The following is a 23,290-nucleotide window of genomic DNA, read 5'->3' on the forward strand; positions in this document are numbered from 1 at the left end:
AGTTTTTAAATTTAGTCTAATAAGCGGGAGTCTACCATATTCGGGATGCTGAGTTGTAAACGGGGCTCCATTTCCATAGCGCGTTTTGCAGTAAAAACCGCACCCTCATTTCTGGCCCAGCTTCGTCTTGCAATTCCGTTATTCACATCCCAGAAAAGCATAGATTTTAAGCGCTCTTCCGACTCCTTATTACCCTCAAGAATCATACCAAATCCACCGTTAATAACCTCTCCCCAACCTACACCACCGCCATTATGAATGCTTACCCAGGTGGCGCCTCTAAAGCTATCTCCAATAACATTTTGTATAGCCATATCGGCTGTGAATTGGGAGCCATCATAGATATTGGAGGTCTCCCGGTACGGCGAATCGGTTCCCGAAACATCGTGATGGTCTCGTCCTAAAATCACCGGCCCGATCTCTCCCCGGGCTATGGCATCGTTAAAGGCTTTAGCAATTTTTATTCTTCCTTCAGCATCAGCATAAAGGATCCTGGCCTGGGACCCAACTACCAGTTTATTTTCTCTCGCTCCTTTAATCCATTTAATATTGTCGGCCATTTGCTGTTGGATTTCCTGGGGAGAATTTTCTTTGAGTTCCTCCAGCACCTTTGCGGCTATGGCATCGGTTTTTTCCAGATCTTTTTCATTACCGCTGGCACAAACCCAGCGAAAAGGACCGAATCCAAAATCGAAACACATTGGCCCCATGATATCCTGTACATAACTGGAGTATTTAAAATCCCTGCCGTTATCAGCAAAGATATCGGCTCCGGCACGACCTGCTTCCAGCAAAAAGGCGTTTCCGTAATCGAAAAAGTAGGTGCCTTTCGCCGTGTGGGCGTTGATGGCTTTCACCTGCCTGCGCAGACTCTCCTGAACTTTCTTTTTGAATTCCTCCGGATCTTCCGCCATCATTTTATTGGCCTCTTCCAGGCTCAGGTCTGCAGGATAGTAACCTCCGGCCCAGGGATTATGTAAGGAAGTTTGATCGCTACCCAAATCAATATAAATGTTTTCCCTGTCGAAATGTTCCCATACCTCCACGATATTCCCCTGATAGGCGATGGAAACTATTTCTTTGTTTTCTTTTGCCTGCTTTACTCTTATCCCTAATTCCGAAAGATCACTAATCACTTCATCAACCCACCCCTGACTGTGACGGGTTTGCGTTGCTTTAGGATTTACTTCTGCACAAACTGTTATGCAACCGGCTATGTTTCCAGCCTTGGGTTGCGCTCCACTCATACCTCCAAGGCCGGAGGTGACGAATAATTTTCCTTCCAGGTCTTCTCCCGATTTGGCGATCTTCCTGCCGGCATTCAGAACTGTGATGGTGGTGCCGTGCACAATCCCTTGCGGCCCTATATACATATAGCTTCCCGCAGTCATTTGCCCATACTGGGTAACGCCCAGCGCATTAAATTTCTCCCAGTCATCAGGTTTAGAATAGTTCGGAATCATCATACCGTTGGTGACTACCACCCTGGGTGCTTTATTATGTGAAGGAAATAAGCCCATTGGATGTCCGCTGTACATTACCAAAGTCTGTTCATCATCCATTTGCGCCAGGTACTGCATAGTAAGCAGGTATTGAGCCCAATTCTGAAAAACAGCTCCGTTTCCGCCATAGGTGATAAGCTCTTCGGGGTGCTGAGCTACCTTTGGGTCCAAATTGTTTTGTATCATCAGCATGATCCCTCTTGCCTGAGGGGTTTTTCCGGGATAATCTTCAATAGAACGGGCGTAAATTTCATAATCAGGTTTAAACCTGTGCATATAAATGCGCCCGTATTTTTCCAGTTCTTCCTTGAACTCGGCTAAAAGCTCCTCGTGATGCCTTGGTTTAAAATACCGGAGCGCATTTTTTAAGGCCAGCTTCTTTTCTTCTTCCGTGAGTATTTCCTTGCGCTTTGGTGCGTGGTTCACGGTGTTATTATAGGCTTTCTTTGCCGGTAAGATTTCGGGTATTCCCTGTAGTATTTGCTCTTTGAAACTTAGCTTTGTCATTTTTGGGTGTTGGTTTTTTTATTGTATCCGTAAGGGCAGTGACGGCAACCGCTTTCGCAACAATAACCACGTTTAAGATGATATTGTTCGGTAAAGCAGCGGTAACCTTCTGGGGTAAGATAGTAATCCCCTTCTTCCAACGGAATTCTTTTCTTTAAAAAACTCATACCACAAAAATACAATTTCTTAACTTGAATGCGTGATTTTGATCGTCAACAAATATCTGCTCGGGAAGCAGTTTAAAGGGGTAAGCATCTGGCCTTTTGTAATCCTCAGAACCAGGGAGCTTAAAGATGATCAATATTTTATAAATCACGAAAAAATTCACCTCCGGCAACAGATTGAACTTTTTATCCTCCCTTTTTATATCTGGTATCTATTAGAATATTTCTACAGACTTTTTCAATACAAGGATACTTTTCTGGCATATAAAAATATTAGTTTTGAGCGGGAAGCCTATACCCAGGAAATGAAAGAGGATTATCTTTCTGAACGAAAATTCTGGGCTTTTTTGCAGTTTTTATAGCAGGGCGATTCAGATTTTGAGATATTTGCAGAATGCCGGAACCACTGAATTTTGATATTTCTGTATCTTCTGAAAATCAGTTTATTGCTGAATTTCCTCAGAACATATCTCTCTACCTGAAACGCGAAGATTTATTGCATCCAGAGGTCTCCGGCAATAAGTTCAGAAAGATAAAATATAACCTGAAGGAGGCTCTTCGCCAAAACAAAGGAACATTGCTCACTTTTGGAGGCGCTTTTTCGAATCATATCACAGCCACGGCTGCTGCCGGAAAAATTGCCGGTATAAAAACCATCGGGGTGATTCGCGGTGAAGAACTTGGGGAAGATCTTTTAAAAACCCTCGATGGGAATCCCAGCCTTAAATTCGCACATTCCTGCGGAATGCGACTTCATTTCATAAGCCGGAAAGAATACCGTGAAAAAACTACCCTTGTTTTTCAGCAAAAATTACGGGAAGAATTTGGTGACTTTTATCTGCTTCCCGAAGGAGGAACAAATGACCTGGCTGTAAATGGCTGTAAGGAAATTCTAGGGCCCGGCGACGAAGAATTCAACTATATCTGTTGCGCAGTCGGAACCGGGGGAACAATTTCCGGAATAATTAATGCCTCGGGCATACATCAACTTATTTTGGGATTCCCGGCCCTGAAAGGTGATTTTCTTGCTGAAGAAATACGTAAATACAGCGAAAAAAACAATTGGGAGCTAATACTAAACTATCATTTTAGCGGTTATGCTAAGGTGAATTCGGAATTGATAAATTTTATTAATAAATTCAAAAAAAAATATCAAATTCAACTCGATCCTATATATACGGGAAAATTAGTTTTTGGTATTTTTGACCAAATAAAAAGAGGGAAATTCCCTGCCGGGTCTAAGATCCTTGCTATTCATACAGGCGGACTCCAGGGAATTGAAGGTGTTAATAAAGTCTTAAGGAAAAAGAATCTGCCCCTAATCAATTAATAAGATGAGGATAAAGTACATACTTTTATTGATTTTAGCTTCGGCTTTTGCTGTTTCCTGCGGGAGCAAGAAAAAAGTGATAACTAAAAAGAAGAATGATTCCGGACCGCGCGTAGAGCTTCCGTCACCTCGCGAAAATACTAACCAGGATTCCCGTATTCAGAAAATAGAAACCCTGGAGCCCTCACCGCGACGTTATAGCGTAGAAGACTATATCAAGGATTTTTCGGGTATCGCTCAGGAGGAAATGCGCTTGTATAATATTCCTGCCAGTATCACTCTGGCTCAGGGGATACTGGAATCTGGTGCAGGACAAGGGGATCTCTCCCGCCGCGCTAATAATCACTTCGGAATAAAATGTCATGACTGGGATGGTCCCAGGGTTTATCACGACGATGACGCCCGTGGGGAATGTTTTAGAAAATATAAAGATGCAAGGTATTCCTATAGGGATCATTCGTTGTTTCTTACTGAAAGAGCTCGTTATGCTACACTCTTTGATCTGAGTACCGATGATTATAAGGCCTGGGCCCGCGGTCTCAGAAAGGCCGGGTATGCAACTGATAGGAAATATCCTGAAAAACTGATCGGTATCATTGAGCGCTACGAGCTATATCGCTACGATGCCGATGTTCTAAAAAGACCTTCGCCCAGCTATACCCATAATCCGGAACCTTCAGAATTAACTTACCGTGTTGAAAAGGGGGACACCCTTTACGGGATCGCAAAACGACACAATATTTCAGTGGAAGATTTACAGCGTTACAACGACTTAAAAGACGAAAGCCTTGCTGTAGGGCAGATATTATATATAATTTCATCTTCAGAATTTTAAAAATATGATTTATAAAAGAAGCAGTGAGCTCTTTGCCGCCGCCCAAAAAGTAATCCCCGGTGGGGTTAATTCCCCTGTACGAGCTTTTAAAGCTGTTGGAGGCGACCCGATTTTCGTTAAAAAAGCCGAAGGGGCCTACCTCTTTGATGAAGACGGAAATAAACTTATAGATTACATCAATTCCTGGGGACCACTTATCCTTGGCCACGCTCATAAACCGGTAGTTGATGCCGTGGTTGAAAAAGCTCAAAGCGGAACCTCTTTTGGTACCCCTACAGAAATTGAGACAAAAATCGCAGAACTGGCTGTAAAGATGGTCCCGAATATCGATAAAATAAGATTTGTGAATTCGGGCACCGAGGCTACGATGAGTGCAGTGCGCCTGGCCCGCGGATTTACCGGAAAGGAAAAGATCATCAAATTTGCCGGTTGCTACCATGGGCACAGCGATTCCTTTCTGATCCAGGCGGGCAGTGGTGCGGTTACTTTCGGAACGCCAAACAGTCCCGGAGTTACCCAGGGTACTGCGAAAGATACCTTGCTTGCTAATTATAACGACCTGGAGAATGTTAAAGAGGTGATCGAAGCTAATAGGGATGAGATCGCCTGCCTTATCATTGAGCCCGTTCCCGGGAATATGGGATGTATCCCACCAAAAGATGGTTTCCTGGAAGGCTTAAGGGATTTATGTGATGCCAATGATATCCTGCTGATCTTCGATGAGGTGATGAGCGGTTTCAGACTTGCGCCCGGGGGAGTGCAGGAAAGACTTGGGGTTAAAGCCGATATCCTTTGCTTCGGAAAGGTGATAGGAGGCGGACTTCCGGTAGGGGCCTTTGCCGCGCGAAACGAAATCATGGATTATCTGGCGCCGGTAGGTCCTGTTTATCAGGCGGGAACTCTTAGCGGAAACCCGTTAGCTATGGCTGCTGGCCTGGCTATGCTGAACGAGCTCGACCAGAACCGGGAGATATTTCAAAGCATAGACAAGAAAACAGAATACCTGCATGAAGGCATCGAAAAAGTGCTAAAAAACAATAAGGTGCCACATACGATTAATCGTGTAGGCTCTATGATCTCGGTTCATTTTGGGAAAGAACCCGTAACCGATTTTGATTCTGCAGCCAGATCTGCAAATCTTGGTGTTTTCAATAAATTTTTCCACGGAATGCTGGAAAATGGCATATACATTGCCCCCAGTGCCTATGAAACCTGGTTTATCAGCGAGGCGCTTTCGTATGAAGATCTTGATAAAACTATTGAGACAGTAGCAAAAGTCACTAAGGAATTTTAGAAAGGCCAATTAAATAAAAAAAGCCCCGGAAATTTCCAGGGCTTTTTTTATGGGCCAAACTGAAGCCTATTAAAGTTGGGGCCAGGAAATCTCTTTTATAAATACAAGTAATTGGGGCATAATTCAGAAATAAACTTCATTTTGACGATTAAAAGTGTTTTTCGTCGAATTTTAGAGGAGCTGAATTATTTTAAAATTATCCATCATCCCTTATAGCATTCTGTTATAATACTTTTCTATGCAAAAAAGGGGGATTTTTCCCCTATTGGAAAACAGTTAAGGAAACATTAAAAAAATATATATTTGCTCTTATTTTAAGATAAATACTAAAAACTGTTTAATTAAACTTTCTTAATGCCCCCTACAAATTCCTATCAGGCGTACCAGTCTGGAATTATCCAATTTTCAAATTACGGGATTACTCAAATGTATTGTCAATCGCTGTTTAATAGCGTAGCATATCGGGTATCCTAATTTTAACCAAACCGTTCTAAATGAAACAAAATTACTCCTTTAAATTTTTATTGTTAATCTTTATTAGTGTAGCTTTTGGCGAAGCGATGGGACAGTCGCCCATTTTTACTCCCGGCATGAATATTTCCACTACTGGTAGTGTGAATTCGCCTAACGGAGAAGACGTTAGTAAAATAATTGATGCTAATAACTATACAAAGTTTCTGGATTTTAACTATTCAGATGGCATGGGTTTTACGGTTTTTATGGGAGGAGCTGCTTACGTAGCGACCAGTATAGAGATTACAACCGCCAATGATTCGCCCAATCGAGATCCCCGTAATTTTCAAATTTCGGGATCTAATGATGGGAGTGCCTTTACAAGCGTTGCTTCGGGAAGTATTCCTTGTATCTCTTCAAGATTTACAAAGAGGTCATTTTCTTTTTCCAATACAAATGCCTATAAATATTATAGAATAATATTTACTACTCAATGTGGCCCAGATAATAGTTTGCAAATTGCTGAAACTCAATTATTGGGGACAAAAGTTAATCAAGCTCCTGTTGCAGTATGTAAAGCATTTACTGCTCAGTTAGATTCTTCTGGCAATGTTACTATTTCTCCAAATGATGTTGATGGCGGATCCAGTGATGATAAAACCGGGTTTATTTTATCAATAGATCAAGAAACTTTTGATTGTTCTAATATAGGAGAGAATACGGTAGAATTAACAATAACCGATTCAGATGGGGTAAAAGATACCTGTACCACAACGGTAACCGTAGAAGATAATATCGCTCCTATCGTTAATACCCAGGATGTAAGTCTGGTATTAGATGAGAATGGCAAGGCTTCAATTAGCGGTGATTATACTGTGGGACCTGTTGCTGGTCAACTTGAGCCTCAAAATAGTCTTAGTACAACTACTACTGTTGATTGTGATTGCCCCGAAGGTTATGTGACCGTTGGTTACGAAGGCTCTTCAGGTTGGATTTTAGATGATTTCAGGTTGATGTGTAAAGAAGTATTGGCAGATGGTAGCCTGGGAACAGAGATAATTGAAACCTGTTTCAGTGGCTCTCAAACCAGTTTAGGAAACACTAAAGTTTTAAATGGGAATGAAATTCTGGTTGGATTCCAGGTTATAGATGGAGATTATCAATACCAGCAATCGTCGAGAACTCACGTAAGTATTCAGGGATATGCTAAGTCTTTAAATGAAGTAGCAAGAGGAAGCCTTAATGATATTGAAAATACTGTTTTAGGGGCCATAAGTGGTTCCGGAACAGCAACATCAAACTTAAATACTACTACTAAATTTGCTCCAGCTGGTCAGGCCATTGTTGGGATGTCTGTAAATCAAACTTCCGGATATTCGTCATCGGTAAGTTTTAAGTACGCCCCAATAAATGCTTTGTTAAGCATAAATAATGCATCATCTGATAATTGTGAAATCGCCTCTATCTCCGCAGATGTTTACGATTTTACCTGCGAAGATATTGGTGCAAACACCGTAACGCTAACAGTGACCGATATTAATGGTAATGAATCTTCTTCTACTGCTATAGTAACCGTAGAAGATAATACTGCTCCCACGGCAATTGCTAAAGACATAACTGTTCAATTAGATGAGTATGGGATGGCTTCTATTACTCCGGAAATGATCGATTTTGGGAGTAGTGATAATTGTACTGATCCTGATGCTCTTAGCTTTAGTTTAGATAAGACTGAATTTAATTGTGAAAATATTGAATCGAATAACCCTTCGGCTATTGATTTTTCCACTGAAAATAACTCCTACTTTTCTACAGATGCAACAGCTAATATTCCTATAGGTGCTCAAGAAAGAACCATAAGTTTATGGGTTAACCCAGACGTTTCTAAATTTTGTTGGGGATGTTTAATTCAGCAAGGTAATGGTGATTGCACCAGTAAAATGTTTGGACTGGGAATGAGTGAAAATAATAAATTGGTTTTCTGGGGTGGATGTGATGATTATATTTCTAATTTATCCATTCCAAATGATACCTGGACTTACATTGCAGTTACCTTTAAAAATGGATTGGTTACTCTATACGCAAACGGAGAGTCTGAATCATTTTCTAAGCCCAATATAAATACCACAAGCAGCAAATTGTTCGTAGGTAGGGAAACAGTAAATAACGGTGCTAGTTTTAGAAGTAATTTTGATGGACAAATAGATGAGATCAGAATTTACAATAGAGCATTAAAGGAGTTAGAAGTTGAAGAGGATAAAGCAAGTCAAGCCCCCTTAAATGGAGTGGTTAGTAACTATACTTTTGATGATACAAATGGAACAGATATAGATGACGAAGAAGGAAATAACAATGGAACTCTTTTTGGCTCTAATGGAGACAATTTTGTTGAAGGTATAACAAAGCAAACCCAGGTAACACTTACAGTTACCGATCAAAACGGGAATTCCTCTGTAGCTACTGCAATAGTAACGGTAGAAGATAATATCGCTGCCGAAGTATTGACTCAAAACATCACCGTTCAACTGGATGAACTTGGAATGGCTTCTATTACTCCGGAGATGATCGATAACGGGTCAAACGATGCCTGTGGAATTGAAAGTCTGATTTTAGATGTTACGGATTTTACCTGTGAAAATATAGGTGAGAATACTGTAACGCTAACAGCTACCGATGTAAATGGCAATGAATCTTCAGCAACTGCTGTGGTGACCGTAGAAGATAATATCGCTGCCGAAGTATTGACTCAAAACATCACCGTTCAACTGGATGAACTTGGAATGACTTCCATTACCCCGGAGATGATCGATAACGGGTCAAACGATGCCTGTGGAATTGAAAGCCTGGGATTAGATGTTACAGATTTCACCTGTGAAAATATAGGTGGGAATACTGTAACGCTAACAGCTACCGATGTAAATGGCAATGAATCTTCAGCAACTTCTGTGGTGACCGTAGAAGATAATATCGCTACCGAAGTATTGACTCAAAACATCACCGTACAATTGGATGAAATGGGAATGACTTCCATTACCCCGGAAATGATCGATAATGGATCAAACGATGCCTGTGGAATTGCAAGCCTAAGTCTGGATGTTACGGATTTCACCTGTGAAGATGTAGGTGAAAACACGCTAACATTAACCGCTATTGATGTTAACGGCAATGAATCTTCAGCAACTACTGTGGTTACTGTAGAAGATAATATCGCTGCCGAAGTATTGACTCAAAATATTACGGTTCAATTGGATGAAATGGGAATGACTTCCATTACTCCAGCGATGATCGATAATGGATCAAACGATGCCTGTGGAATTGAAAGTCTGATTTTAGATGTTACGGATTTCACCTGTGAAGATGTAGGTGAAAACACGCTAACATTAACCGCTACCGATGTAAACGGCAATGAATCTTCAGCTACTGCAATAGTAACCGTAGAAGATAATATCGCTGCCGAGGTATTGACTCAAAACATCACCGTACAATTGGATGAAATGGGAATGACTTCCATTACCCCGGAAATGATCGATAATGGATCAAACGATGCCTGTGGAATTGCAAGCCTAAGTCTGGATGTTACGGATTTCACCTGTGAAGATGTAGGTGAAAGCACGCTAACATTAACTGTTGTTGATGATAGCGGCAATGAATCTTCAGCAACTGCTGTGGTGACAATACAGGATGTTACAGCCCCAATGCCGGTTATGGATGTATTAGATGTGGTATATGCTGAATGTATAATTGAGGAGACAGATTTGGTTAAACCGCTTGCTATAGATAATTGCGATACCGAAATTGTTGCGGTAGCAGATGTTGCCTTCCCAATAACAGCGCAGGGCACTACCATAATAACCTGGAAATATAAAGATGCGAGTGGAAATATAGCTTATCAGCAACAGAAATTAATAATTGAAGATACAACAGCTCCGGTTCCTGATATAACAGAACTTGAAACTATAACCGTAGACTGTAATGTAGCAAACATATCAGCTCCAACTGCTACCGATGATTGTAAAGGAACTATAGTTGGAACTAGCTCAGATGAATTGGAGTATAGTACACAGGGTAATTATATGATTACCTGGGTTTTTGATGATGGTAATGGAAACATCGCTACACAGGAACAACAGGTAATTGTAAATGATATTACTGCACCTATTGTATCTACCAAGGATATTACCGTTGTTTTAGATCCCGAAGAAAATGTGAGTATTTCTGTGGAGGATATAAATGATGGTAGTTACGACGAATGCGGTGAAGTTAGCCTAAGTTTAGATCAGGATACCTTTACCGAACCAGGTGTCTATGAAGTTATTTTGACAGTTACAGATACTAATGGTAATACCGCTCAAGCTATGGCCCAGGTAGATGTGATTACTAATCACCCTGAAACTTTAGAAGCGCACGTAGTGCCTACAATTTTAAAACAAAGTACTTCAGCGAAAGTCATTGTTCCTTTTAGAACTAAAATTGTTGAAATTCAAATATTAGAAAGTGAAACCGGCAAGTATAAAATTATAAAAGGTAATCAAAGCAATGAACAAGAGATTGAAGTAGCTCCTTTTAAAGGAACTCTTCTGGTAAGAATTATCGATCAGGAAGGTAATGTTTACCTGAAAAAATTAATAGCGCTTTAAATTAAAACATAATGATAACAAAGAATATATTCATAAGTCTAATTTTAGTTTTTGTAGGTTTTACAGTAGATAGCCAGGAATTAGTGCGACCGGTAATAACCGGTGCGCCTTTCCTGCAGGTTACACCAGATGCCAGGTCTGGAGCGATGGGAGAAACCGGAGTGTCAACATTACCCGATGCTTTTTCTCAATTTCATAATCCTGCCAAATTTCTTTTTCAAGCAGAAGAAAGTGCAGGAGTAGGCTTATCTTATATTCCACGATTTGTGGGATATGCTAATGACATTTTTCACGCAAATGTAGCTTATTACCAAAGTCTCAATGAGAGATCGGCTATAAGTGGATCACTCACTTATTTTAGCTTTGGGAATGTTGAAGTTGAAGAGCAAATGGGGAATGAAATTATAAACCAGGGAAGCTTTGTTCCCAACGAACTTGCATTTGATCTTTCTTATGGATTAAAACTGAATGAAAACTTTGGAATGGCGGTTTCGGGAAGATATATTAGATCTGATATTACCGATAATCAAAATCAAACCGGAGTACAGTTACGAACAGGAAATGCCATTAGCGCAGATGTTTCTGGTTATTATATTTCAGAACCACTGTATAAAAGAGTCAATAAGTGGACTTTAGGTTTCAACTTAAAGAACCTTGGTTCTAAACTGAAGTATGCAGACAATGAAGATTATGATTATCCGTTACCAACTTCCCTTGAGATTGGGGGAGGTTATCATATAGCGAGTGGGCAGAATGATGTTATCTCTTTTTATCTTGAAGCGCTAAAGTTTCTTGTTCCAGCAACTGATGATCAAAAAAATATTCCTGAGAAAAGTGTAGTAGGAGGCTGGTTTAATTCTTTTGGAGATGCTCCCGATGGATTTTCAGAAGAAATGAAGGAAGTGATTTTATCTCTGGGGTCCGAATTTAATTTTAATGATAATTTTAAACTTCGAGCAGGTTATATTACCCAACATAGAGATAAAGGTTATCTCAACCATATTACCGTTGGTGCCGGTGCAGTTTATGATAGGTTTATATTTGATTTTGCTTATCAATCCCCAATTGCCAATAATGTAAGTTTTAGGCAAGATAAAGGTTGGAAACTTTCTCTGAGTATAGATTTAGGTGGTAGTGAGAAACGTAGTACTCCCGTTAATATAGAAGAATTGACTTCTTTATAGAAAATTATTTCTTTATTTAACCAATCAAACCGTCTAAAATGGCGGTTTTTTTATTTATTCATCTCAAGTAACTCTTCAAGATAACACCTGGAATTAGAAAGTCTCGGGATTTTATGCTGGCCGCCAAGTTTCCCATTTTTCTTCAGCCAGTCGTAAAAAAGTTTTTCACGGGCCTGGTGAATTCTAGGCATATTCAGGGTCATATTGTTGTAGCGTTTGGCCTCGTAATCGCTGTTTACGCTTTGCAGGGCCAAATCCAGTTCGGTCTTAAACTGCTCAAAGTCCCGGGGTTCATTCTTGAACTCGATAATCCATTCGTGAGCGCCTTTTTCCCTGCCTTCCATAAAGATAGGGGCTACGGTATAATCCACGATCTCGCAATTGGTAACCAGAGAAACTTTTTTCAGGGCTTCTTCAGCGTTTTCTATGATGAGTTCTTCCCCAAAAACGTTTATATGATGTTTGGTCCTGCCAGAAACTTTTATGCGGTAGGGGCTTGTGGAAGTAAAACGCACGGTGTCTCCAATTTTATAACGCCAAAGCCCGGCATTGGTGGTGATCACAACGGCGTAGTTTTTTCCTGTTTCAACTTCAGAAAGAGGAACCACTTTTTCGCTCTCGCTTCCGTAGGTGTCCATAGTAATAAACTCATAAAAAATGCCGTAATCCAGCATTAAGAGTAAATCTTTAGAATCATTCCGGTCCTGGCAGGCGAAGAATCCTTCCGAAGCGTTATAGATCTCATAGAACCTGAAATCTTCCCTGGGAAGAATCTTGTTGTATTGAGGTCCATAGGGTTCAAAACTAACCCCCCCATGGAAGTAAACCTCAAGGTTTGGCCACACCTCAAAAAGACTTTGCTTTCCGGTTGCCTCCAGGACATTGTTAAGTAAAACCAGCATCCAGCTGGGAACTCCTGCAAGGCTGGTAACCTTTTCTTTTTTAGTTTCGTTCACTATAGCGGGCATTTTTACTTCCCAGTCGTGTAACAAGGATACATCGTTACTGGGGGTGCTGCTGTATTCTGCCCAAAACGGCATATTGTCTATCAAAATGGCTGAAAGATCGCCGTAGGAAGTGCCGTTAGTCCGGTAAATTTTCTTACTACCCCCCAACCGCAGACTCTTTCCTGTGAATAGCTGTGACTGCGGATTATTACTGAGGTATATGCAAAGCAGGTCCTTCCCCGCATTATAATGGCAGAGTTCCAGAGAATCTTCACTTACCGGGATGAATTTGCTTTTAGCATTGGTTGTGCCGCTGGACTTGGCAAACCATTTAATAGGTGTAGGCCAGAAGATATTATTTTCTCCCTGCCGGCTGCGTTCTATGCAGGCTTGGTAATCTTCATACTGCTGAATAGGTACCCTGCTGGCAAATTCCGCGTAGCTTTTAATACTGCTGAAATCATATTTTTTTCCAAATTCGGTATTCTTAGCTTTGTAAATAAGGTTTTTAAGGAGCTCCTCCTGTACCTCGTTAGGGTACTTTATGAATAACTCCATCTGATGGATACGCTTCTTTAAAAACCAGGAAGCAACGGAGTTTACTAATGGGATTGGCATTATTCTTTATATCTTTATACGCTGAACAAAGCATCAGCGGGGGTTGGCCGGCTAAATTTAGTCTAAACTGAGTAGCCTGCAAATCAACTTCGGTTAAAAATACAGAAAAATATATGAGATACGAAGGTGTGCTTACAAAAATGAGAACAGAAATTACCGATAAGGTACAGTATTACCTCATTTTTGAAGACGATTTTATCAATATGAATCAACTACTCGGGAAGACCTTAAGCATTAATTTTCTTAGGTATCAGTGCCTTAACTGTGGTCTGCAAAAAAAGATCTTCCGCCAGGGGTATTGCTACGATTGTTTTAACTCCATTCCGCAGGCGGGGGACTGGGTAATAAGTCCGGAACTGAGTAAAGCCCATCTCGACGAAGAAGATCGCGACCTCGAATTTGAGAAGAGGGCGCAATTGCAGCCTCACGTGGTTTACCTGGCAAATTCCAGCGATGTGAAAGTAGGTGTAACCCGTAGGTCTCAAATCCCAACAAGGTGGATAGACCAGGGAGCTCACGAGGCTATTGAGATCGTGGAAGTTCCTAACCGTTACCTTGCAGGAATCACAGAAGTTGCCTTAAAAAGCCATGTTTCCGATAAGACTAACTGGCGCAAAATGCTCACCAATGATGTGCTGGACCTTGATCTGGCAGAGATTCGTGAAAACCTGAAACAATATATCCCTGAAGAAGCCCGGGAATACTACCTGGCCAACAATAAGGAAACCGAAATTGAATTTCCGGTTCTGGAATTTCCTAAAAAAATAAAGACCCTGAATCTTGGTAAAACTCCGTTTTATGAAGGGGTGCTTAAGGGGATTAAGGGGCAGTACTTGCTTTTTGAGGATGGTACCGTTTTCAATGTTCGCGGCCATGAAGGTTTTGTGATAGAGCTGCAGGTGAAATAGCCTTTATTTTATATTACTATTGTCCGATAAAAATAGAATGCCTATCATATTTCGCCCCTAACGGGGCTGTTTTTAGTCCCATCGGGAGGATATTTGGATAGAAAAATTTGTCATCGAAAAGAGAAGCCCCGTCGGGACGAAATATATAAGTCAGGTGATTGCAAGGATTCAGGCAACTATTTTAATTTTTACCGGACACCAATAATTTTTTATAAAAACAAACAGGCCGGCAATGAAATGCCGGCCTGTTTAGGTTGTGCAACTAAATACTACTGATTAGTAGTGTCCTTTTTAGTGTCCTTTTTCTTCAGGATTCCGCCGAGGATGTCTCTTGCGGCATCTTTCACTTTTTGCTCCTGAGTGGCCGTGGTGTCCCTCGTTCTTGGTGTTTCTGTAGGAGTTGTCGTGGTGTCCCCGGTGGTCGTGGTGTCGGTTTGTTTTTCCTGTCCGGTTTTACCGCTAATTACATCCCTAATCGCCTGCTCTCCGCGTTGTCTTAGATCGTCTTTCTGTTTTTCTACTATGCGTTGGGTCAACTGACTAACAGCCTGTTCCATATTAATATTGATTTGCGGATTCTGGAATGTTCCCTTTAACCCGATTGGCAGGGCTACTACCATATCCCTAAGTTCCTCTCCGCTTAAACTGCTCAGGCTTTGGCTTATTTGACCGCCAAGTAGTTGGGCAGGAATATCCAGGTTGAGGTTATAGTTCATACTCATATCAAATCCGTGACTTCCATCAACCCGAACATTTATCCCTTTAATATCAAAATCGAAAGGTTGAATTTCTACCATTCCGTCTTTAAAGGTTAGATAGGTTTTCAGTTTGCTCAGATCGATGTTATCCAGGTCAATGAATTCCAGTTGCTGGTCGAGCCTGGAAAGCAGCGGTAATTTTTCTGGATCAACATCGGCGGTTAGTATTTCTGCAAGAGCGTTTCCGGCAATTGTTTGTAACTGCGGGGTGAGATCGTCGTATAGATTACCTTTCAATTTCAAATTGGTTTGTAGTTTTCCCTGCAAGGCCTGGGCTACCGGAGCCAGGGCCTGCAACATATCCAGGCTGGCAAAAGATTCGGCTATATTAAGTGCATTTAAATCCAGGTCCATCTCGAAGCTAGGCGTGGCTTCTCTGGTGGAAACATTTCCGTTAAGACCAATAGTTCCGTCAAAGATTTCCGTAGAAATATTCTGAAGGGTGGCTGTTTCATCTCTCAGGATGATCTTTCCTTTTGCATTTTTCAACTCCAGATCGTCATAGATAAGCGTGCCTATATTAAAGGCAAGCTCGGTATCCAAAAATGAGGGGATCTTTACAGCTTCCCGGCCTGTCTGGACTTTTTGAGTTTTTTTGGCTGAGGTTTCCGGATCTTCGGTTTGGACTTCCTCAGTCTCTGCCACTACAAAATCGTTGATCGCAAAGGTGTTTGAGTTCACCCTGAAATTACCCTTAAGGTTTTGCTCGGTAAATAGAAAGCCCATCAAATTTTGGATCTCTCCCGATGCCGTAAGATCGGTGCGACCGGTGGTGAGCTTCAGTTCAGGTACATTTACATTTCCCTGGTTGAAGTTCATATTGGCATTGGCGATCTTCACTTCGTTGGGGATTTCTGGAGATTTATAACTGAATTCCCTGATATTGGCGGTACCCTGACTGTTCACATTCTGATACTGTTCTTTTTCTATGGAATTCATATCAAATTGGGTGGTCAGATCGGTTGTAAGGATTCCGTTAAGGTCCTGTTCCAAATCTAACGGATAAGCCTGTTCCAGATTGGCCAGGTTGATCGTTCCTTTTAGGGCCATATCTACCAACATATTGCCCATCAGGTTTTTTATGCTCCCATTTGTGCTGAACCTGTCCTGGTCTATTCTAAAGGTTACATTATCGAAAGTGAGATAAGTGTCGTCAACCAGGCCGGTTTCATTTAATACCTTCAGGTCTATGTTGATGTCGTCTACGCTCTTTGGTAGGTCGGGATATTTAAATCCAGCGTTATTGGATTGGGCTCTGATGTCTATTTTTGGAATATAAGTATCATCAACGATTCCATTTATCCTTCCGTTAACTATAAAATCCCCCGAGGTTTCTACGTCTTCTATATTCTTTGCGTAGCTTTCAGGCATTACCGCCAGGAAGTTTTTAAAGTCTGAAGATGGGGTCTTGAAACTGATATCCATCTCGTTATAGTCTTCGTTTACCTGCACCCAACCGTCAAGGCTTAGAGGCAACTGATTCACGGTGGCTTCATTTTCCAGAAAAGTATAGCGCATATTCTCCAGGTCCATTTGGATCACCGCATCCAGGGCAACTTTGTTTCGGTTTAAATAATTCACCCCGTCATAATCGAGCGAGACCAGGGCATCAGATTTAGTGTCCAGCTCGCTTTCAGCAAGAGAAAAATCTCCCGTTCCTTCGTGATTAAGATCTTCTATATCCAGCAGCAGGTTTTGCCCTTCATCCCAGTATTTGATGCGGCTGTTATTGATCTCGTAATGTTGCAGGTCAAAGCTGAAATCCGCACTAGAATCTGAAGTGCCGGTGGTATCTTCTATAGCGATATCGTAATTGTTATTGCCCAGTGAATCTATCAGGATGTTGATATAACCCTCATTCAGTTTAAGCTGCTCGAGGCGTTTGGCTTCTCCACTGCCTTTGAATAATTCATTAATAGACATTTCCAGCAGTAATTCTTCTCCTAAGGCAAGCGTGTCGCCCTCAAAAGGTTCGTTGTTAATCACACTGATATCTTTGATCACAACCGTGGCCTGGGGAAAACTCCGCAACAGGCTGAGGTTGATGTCAGAGAATTCCACCTGTGCATCAACATTCTGATTAATGGTCTTTTTCACGTAATCCTTGATCTGTGCCTCAAATACAAAAGGCGCAGCGATAAGGATCACCAGGAGAACCAAAATGACTATCCCGATTATTTTGAATACTTTTTTCATAGTTGAATATTTATCTAAACTAAAATTCTAATTCTTTAAATTCTTCTCTCCACTTCATCCCAAAACGTCTTCTAAGCAAATATACGGAGGCATAGAGCAGCGGAGTGTCAAGTAAAGCTATAATCACCTTAAAAAGAAATCCGCTAAGGAGCAGAGCGTCAAATAGTTCCCATTCGATCTTTCCAAAGCTGCTAAGCAAAAACAGGACCGCAAATGTATCTACAAACTGAGACAGAAATGTCAAAAAGTTATTCCGAAGCCATAAATACCTGCCTTTGGTCAACCGCTTCCAGTCTATATACTGGGCCAACAGGTAGTCGATCATAGACGCCAGGAATGCGATTGCTGTGGCTCCAAAAACTTGGCTGAAAAGAGCGTCGCCTATAGGAGACCACTCGGTGGCGGATACTGCATCAGCCGTATAGATTATCAATAATGAAAAGAACGATGCGAAAATGCCTGTAGTTACCACCCGGTTTGCCCTTGCTTTCCCATAAACCTCACTGATGACTGATGATATCGATGATGAGGGGATAGGACAGAATTCCTACAGAGATCTCAAATGTGTACAACCCGAAAAAATCCCAGGAAAAAAATTTCTGGAAAATCAGGTTGGAAACCACCAGGGATGCGATAAACAATCCCCCCAAAATCAAATAAATACGTTGTGCTGCAAGCCTGTTTTTGGGATAAAGTTCTGCCAAATTTTTTTGTTAAGTCTTCTAACAAATTTACGGGTATGTGGTTTTGTTTTGCTTAATTTGCTGTGAAATTTACAGCTAAACCCTTATTAAATTTTTCTTAATTCAGTTTGAAATCCCCTAAGTTAGTATATATAGCGCTGGGAAGCAATCTTGGCGACCGTTTAGGCCTGCTTCAACAAGCGGTAAACAGAATTTATGAAGAGATTGGTGACGTACACCAGATCTCGAAAATTTACCGAACTCCTGCCTGGGGTTTTGAAGGGGAAGACTTTCTTAATGCCTGTATCGCTGTTTCCACCCGTTTTTCTGCAAAAAAAGTGCTACAAAAACTGCTAAAAATTGAAACCGAAGCAGGGAGATTGCGTAGTGATTCCAAAGATTACCAGAATCGTAGCCTGGATTTGGATATTCTGATGAAGGAAGAGGAGATCATCAATGCTGAAGATCTTATCCTGCCGCATCCGCATATGCAAAAGCGTCGGTTCGTTTTGCAGCCGCTGGCCGATATCGCAGGAAAGGAGATCCACCCTGTGCTGAATGTTTCGATTAAAAGGATGCTGAATCAACTTAGTGATGCTGATGAGGTTACACCCATAGACGAGCAGCTTGCAATTCCGAATAGAAAATTTGGGTTTACCGGCTGTAATTATATCGCTGTTGAGGGGAATATCGGAGCAGGAAAAACCAGTTTTTCTACGATGATTTCCCAGGATTTCAACGCCAAGCTCATCCTGGAACGATTTAAAGACAATCCATTTCTGCCGAAATTCTACGAAAACAAGGAGCGTTATGCTTTTCCGTTGGAAATGTCCTTCTTGGCCGACCGCTACCAGCAGCTGGTCGACGACCTTGCGCAGTACGACCTGTTCAAGGATTTTGTGATCTCCGATTATGATGTTTTTAAATCCTTGATCTTTGCTAAGATCACGCTGCACGAAGATGAATATTCGCTATACCATAAGCTGTTTAATCTGATGTACAAAGAGTTGGTAAAACCCGATCTTTATATTTACCTCTACCAGAATACCGATCGCCTGCTGGAAAATATCAAAACCCGCGGCAGGGATTATGAGCAGAATATCCAGCCCGATTACCTGGTGGAGATCAATAAATCTTATCTTAGCTTCATAAAATCACAAACCAAACTCCGGGTACAGATCATCGATATCTCTGAGAAGGATTTTGTAAATAACCGCAAAGATTACCTTGATTTGCTAAGTGAAATTGAGGTAAAAATTTAGAAGAGGATTTTATTTTGTCGCTTTAAGTTTTGAAAACAGGTCCCAAAGCACCACGCCGGTACTAACGGCTATATTTAAGGAATGCTTGCTGCCCAACTGAGGAATTTCGATTATCCCATCGCTTGCCGAAACCACTTTTTGCTGAACTCCTTTAACTTCATTACCAAAGACCACAGCCAGTTTTTCACCTTTTTCCGGGTTAAATTCATCCAGCATAACAGCGCCTTCCGCTTGTTCTATGGCATAAACTTTTACGTCTTTTTTCTGAAGCCCGGTCACGATTTCGATAACATCGTCAGCATATTCCCAGCTTACGGTATCGGTAGCGCCCAGGGCCGTTTTCTGAATGTCTTTATGGGGAGGTTGGGCAGTGATTCCGCAGAGATAGATCTTTTCGATCAAGAAAGCATCTGAAGTTCTGAAAACCGACCCGATATTGTTCAAACTCCTGATGTTATCCAGGATCACAATAATAGGAGTCTTACTGGCTTCTTTGAATTCCTCTACCGTCTTGCGGTCCAGCTCGCTGTTCTTTAATTTCCGGTTTTGCATAGCCGCAAAATTAATAAGAATGGGAGGGATTATACAACTTAAGTGTAAAAAGATAGGTATAGGTTAGGGATAACCTTAAAACATTGGCCAGCAGCGGGAAAAACCTTGATATATCCCTTATCAATGGCCGTAGGATTTCAGAATTTTAGTTTTATATTAGGAGTATAAAATATATTCTTTCTATGAAGACTTACTCTTTTTCCCTTCTGTCCATTTTGTTCTTCCTGTCATTTAGCCTCACAGCTCAAAATATCAATAAGGAAGATACGCGGCTGCTCTCAAAGCCGGCTATGAGTGATACTCAAATCGCTTTTATATATGCTGAAGATCTCTGGGTTGCAAATAAAGATGGTTCTTTTCCCAAACGTCTTACGGTAGACGACGGGATCGAATCCAATCCTGTTTTTTCACCAGATGGAAGCTCAATAGCTTTTAATGCAGAGTATGATGGAAATACAGATGTCTATGTAGTTTCATCTGCAGGAGGTATTCCCGAACGTCTAACCTGGCACCCCGGAAATGATTTGGTTCGTGCCTTTACCCCAGATGGTGATGCCGTTCTTTTCGCCTCACAGCGCAGCGTTTTTACCAATAGGTTTACTAAACTATTTGAAGTCTCTGTGAGTGGCGGCCAGGTTAAAGAACTGGAGATTCCAAATGCTTTTTGGGCAGATTATTCCGAAGATGGGAGGTACATCGCTTACACACCGCTTTATGAAGTTTTCAATCAGTGGAAATACTATCGTGGGGGTACGGCCTCCCGCATCTGGATCTACGATACTCATGATCATTCTGTAATTGAAATCCCAAAGCCTGAAAGCGGAAGTAACGACACGAGGCCTCAATGGCTGGGAGATAAAATCTACTTTAGAAGTGATAGAAATGGGGAATTCAATTTGTATAGTTACGATACGAATTCCAAAGAGGTTACCCAACATACAAATTATGAAGATTTCCCGGTAATGGATCTTTCCGCAGGAGATAATGAGAACATTTTCGAACAGGCCGGCTATCTGCACACTTTCAATCCGGCAAATAACAGCACTACGAAACTTCAAATAGGGATCGCGACAGATCTTCTTGAATTGCGACCACGTTTTGTAAAAGGTGATGAGTATATACGCAGTGCTTCAATTTCTCCTACAGGTGCCAGAGTGGTGATGGATTTTAGAGGAGAGGTGGTTACTGTTCCCGGCGAGAAGGGAGATGTTGTGAATATAACATCCACTCCGGAAGTACATGAAAAATATCCTGTTTGGTCTCCAAATGGGAAATTCATCGCCTATTTTAGTGATGAAAGCGGAGAATATGCCCTTCACGTCCACGATCAAAGTGAACAAAAGGAGCCACGGAAATTCGAACTGGATGGCACCGGTTTTTATGCCTATCCGCGATGGTCACCAGACAGTAAAAAAATTAGTTTTGTAGACAATGGCCGTAATCTTTATGTGCTCAATACAGACTCCGGCCGGGTAACAAAAGTGTCTGAAGACGAACGCTACATGCCCGGGATTTTTCGGGATCTATTTGGCAGCTGGTCTCACGATTCAAACTGGATAAGTTATACGGTAGTAACGGGAACAAGCTTTGAACAGGCGTATGTGTATTCTCTTTCTGAAAACAAATCCTATCCTATTTCAGATGGCTTTTCCAGCGTTTCCAGCCCGGTGTTTGATCCTAGCGGAAAATACCTTTACATGCTTGCTTCTACAGATGCTGGCCCTGTTGTGAACTGGTTTGATCAATCTAACCAGGATATGGAAATGACTAGTTCTATTTACCTGGTTACTTTACAAAAAGATGTTGAATCTCCCTTTGCAAGAGAGAATGATGTTGAAAAGATAGAGCAGGCAGAGAAGGAAGAGGAGAAAAAGAAGAAAGCTGAAGAAGAAGACAAAGAGATCAAAGCCCCTGACCTTAAAATTGATTTTGATGGGATAGAAAACAGGATTGTGGATGTTCCGGTTCCTGCAGGTAATTATGCTTACCTCAATTCACCAAAGGAAGGAAATCTATATTATTTATCCTATCCTCCTCACGAGCAAAACAAGGGCACTCTAAATATGTATGATCTTAAGGAAAGGGAGAATAAGGAAATTATGCCGGCAACTTCCTATGAGATTTCAGCAAATGCGAAGATGATACTTTATAAGGCAGAAGATAAATGGGGAATAGCTGAAATTGATAAAGTCGAGGAAAAACGCCTTCTTAAAACCGGGGAAATCCAGGTGAAAATAGATCCTGTAGCAGAGTGGCCCAACATTTTTAATGAGGCCTGGAGGGTTAACAGAGATTATTTTTACGACCCGGGAATGCACGGGGTAGACTGGAATGCGATGAAGGAGAAATATGAACCCTTTATTGGCGATGTTACTTCCCGCAGTGATCTTTACCGGGTTATGGAGTGGATGTTCAGCGAACTAGGAGTAGGGCATCATCGATTTTCCAGCAGGGGCGATAAGCTTCATTCCAAAGAATCTATTAAGGGTGGCCTTCTTGGAGCAGATTACAGTATTGAAAATGACAGGTACAGGTTTGAAAAGATTTATGGAGGACTTAACTGGAATCCTAACCTGAGATCACCTCTTACCGAGCCGGGGGTTGATGTAAGGGAAGGCGATTATATTCTAGAGGTAAATGGAAAAGAATTAAAGGCTGGTGATAATATCTATAAATTCTTTGAAAACACCGCCGGAAAAATTGTAATGCTTACTGTGGGGCCCAATCCCAACATGCGAAACTCCAGGAAAGTGAAGGTAACTCCGGTGGAAAATGAAGGGGCTTTGAGAAATCGTGACTGGGTAGAAGGGAATATTAAAAAAGTACATGAAGCCACTAACGGCAGGGTAGCCTATGTGTATGTGCCAAATACCGCTACTGCGGGACATGAATATTTTAAGCGCTATTTCTTCCCACAGGCGAATAAGCAGGCTATCATTGTAGATGAGCGTTTTAATGGCGGTGGGCAGCTGGCAGATTATGTTATAGATATTCTTAAAAAGCCGGAGCAGGCGCACTGGAGGTTCCGCTATGGAAAGGACCTTAAATCACCTAGTGCCTCCATACAGGGGCCTAAGGTGATGATCACAGATGAAACTGCAGGTTCCGGCGGGGATTATCTGCCGTGGATGTTCAGGAAATTTAATCTGGGCACTATTGTGGGGAAAACTACCTGGGGTGGTCTTGTGGGAGTGCTGGGTTACCCGGAATTTATAGACGGCGGTTCTGTTACCGCACCCAACGTTGCTTTTTATACTGAAGAAGGTTTTCGTGTGGAGAACGAAGGGGTGGCTCCGGATGTTGAGGTAGAACAGTGGCCGGAAGAAGTGATCGATGGGAAGGATCCACAACTGGAAAAAGCCATAGAGATCGTTCTGAAACAACTGGATGAAAATCCGCCGGCAGAAGTGCCATCCCCCGAATACCCAAAGAAGGGGAATAATTAACGAAATGCCTCTGAAAA

General features: G+C 41.6%; 14 protein-coding genes and 1 pseudogene. 9 read left to right on the forward strand and 6 right to left on the reverse strand.

The annotated features are described in order from the left end of the window. Positions 1-11 precede the first annotated feature (11 nt). Entirely contained in the window at positions 12-2,009 is a 1,998-nt protein-coding gene (locus BM266_RS10930) for a urocanate hydratase (RefSeq protein ID WP_093409503.1), read from the reverse strand. Further along, positions 2,006-2,176: a C1orf53 family protein gene (locus BM266_RS17100; protein WP_175494794.1), complete on the reverse strand. Its 171-nt coding sequence runs from the start codon at positions 2,174-2,176 to the stop codon at positions 2,006-2,008. Before BM266_RS17100 ends, BM266_RS10930 begins: the two co-directional genes overlap by 4 nt. Before the next feature lie 32 nt (positions 2,177-2,208). Between BM266_RS17100 and BM266_RS10935 the strand changes: the two genes are divergently transcribed. The 6 genes from BM266_RS10935 (at position 2,209) to porV (ending at position 11,903) form a co-directional block, all read left to right on the forward strand. After that, a complete protein-coding gene (locus BM266_RS10935) occupies positions 2,209-2,535 on the forward strand; it encodes a hypothetical protein (RefSeq protein WP_093409505.1) in 327 nt (108 codons plus the stop codon). A gap of 32 nt (positions 2,536-2,567) precedes the next feature. Next, entirely contained in the window at positions 2,568-3,503 is a 936-nt protein-coding gene (locus BM266_RS10940) for a 1-aminocyclopropane-1-carboxylate deaminase/D-cysteine desulfhydrase (protein WP_093409508.1), read from the forward strand. Between the two features lie 4 nt (positions 3,504-3,507). Next, entirely contained in the window at positions 3,508-4,338 is an 831-nt protein-coding gene (locus BM266_RS10945; RefSeq protein ID WP_093409510.1) for a glucosaminidase domain-containing protein, read from the forward strand. 4 nt (positions 4,339-4,342) lie between these two features. Then, positions 4,343-5,632 carry a glutamate-1-semialdehyde 2,1-aminomutase gene (hemL, locus tag BM266_RS10950; RefSeq protein ID WP_093409513.1) on the forward strand — a complete coding sequence of 430 codons (1,290 nt, stop codon included), beginning with the start codon at positions 4,343-4,345 and terminating at the stop codon, positions 5,630-5,632. 494 nt (positions 5,633-6,126) lie between these two features. After that, on the forward strand, positions 6,127-10,719 hold the full coding sequence (locus BM266_RS10955) for a LamG-like jellyroll fold domain-containing protein (protein ID WP_093409515.1): 4,593 nt from the start codon (positions 6,127-6,129) through the stop codon (positions 10,717-10,719). A gap of 11 nt (positions 10,720-10,730) precedes the next feature. Continuing rightward, a complete protein-coding gene (gene porV / locus BM266_RS10960) occupies positions 10,731-11,903 on the forward strand; it encodes a type IX secretion system outer membrane channel protein PorV (RefSeq protein ID WP_093409518.1) in 1,173 nt (390 codons plus the stop codon). Between the two features lie 50 nt (positions 11,904-11,953). Here porV and BM266_RS10965 read toward each other — a convergent pair whose 3' ends face one another. Continuing rightward, complete coding sequence (locus BM266_RS10965; RefSeq protein ID WP_093409520.1) at positions 11,954-13,468, reverse strand: GH3 auxin-responsive promoter family protein; 1,515 nt, start codon at positions 13,466-13,468, stop codon at positions 11,954-11,956. A gap of 113 nt (positions 13,469-13,581) precedes the next feature. Between BM266_RS10965 and BM266_RS10970 the strand changes: the two genes are divergently transcribed. Next, positions 13,582-14,376, forward strand: coding sequence for a DUF2797 domain-containing protein (locus BM266_RS10970; RefSeq protein ID WP_093409523.1), 795 nt, complete (start codon positions 13,582-13,584; stop codon positions 14,374-14,376). A gap of 269 nt (positions 14,377-14,645) precedes the next feature. On the opposite strand, the gene BM266_RS10975 is transcribed toward BM266_RS10970, so the two are convergent. Both BM266_RS10975 and BM266_RS10980 read right to left on the reverse strand, forming a co-directional pair. Then, positions 14,646-17,330, reverse strand: coding sequence for an AsmA-like C-terminal region-containing protein (locus BM266_RS10975; protein ID WP_093409525.1), 2,685 nt, complete (start codon positions 17,328-17,330; stop codon positions 14,646-14,648). A gap of 19 nt (positions 17,331-17,349) precedes the next feature. Then, positions 17,350-18,034: pseudogene (locus BM266_RS10980) on the reverse strand (queuosine precursor transporter). Positions 18,035-18,141: 107 nt separating this feature from the next. Between BM266_RS10980 and folK the strand changes: the two are divergent. After that, the gene (gene folK, locus BM266_RS10985) at positions 18,142-19,275 is read left to right on the forward strand and encodes a 2-amino-4-hydroxy-6-hydroxymethyldihydropteridine diphosphokinase (protein WP_093409528.1); all 1,134 of its coding nucleotides are present in this window, start codon (positions 18,142-18,144) and stop codon (positions 19,273-19,275) included. A 9-nt stretch (positions 19,276-19,284) separates the two neighbouring features. On the opposite strand, the gene BM266_RS10990 is transcribed toward folK, so the two are convergent. Further along, positions 19,285-19,827: an RNA methyltransferase gene (locus tag BM266_RS10990; RefSeq protein WP_093409531.1), complete on the reverse strand. Its 543-nt coding sequence runs from the start codon at positions 19,825-19,827 to the stop codon at positions 19,285-19,287. 290 nt (positions 19,828-20,117) lie between these two features. On the opposite strand from BM266_RS10990, the gene BM266_RS10995 reads away from it, so the two are divergent. Continuing rightward, positions 20,118-23,273, forward strand: a complete 3,156-nt coding sequence (locus BM266_RS10995; RefSeq protein WP_245760426.1) for a S41 family peptidase — start codon at positions 20,118-20,120, stop codon at positions 23,271-23,273. Positions 23,274-23,290: the final 17 nt, after the last annotated feature.

The organism is Salegentibacter flavus (assembly GCF_900115145.1).
Classification (GTDB): Bacteria; Bacteroidota; Bacteroidia; order Flavobacteriales; family Flavobacteriaceae; genus Salegentibacter; species Salegentibacter flavus.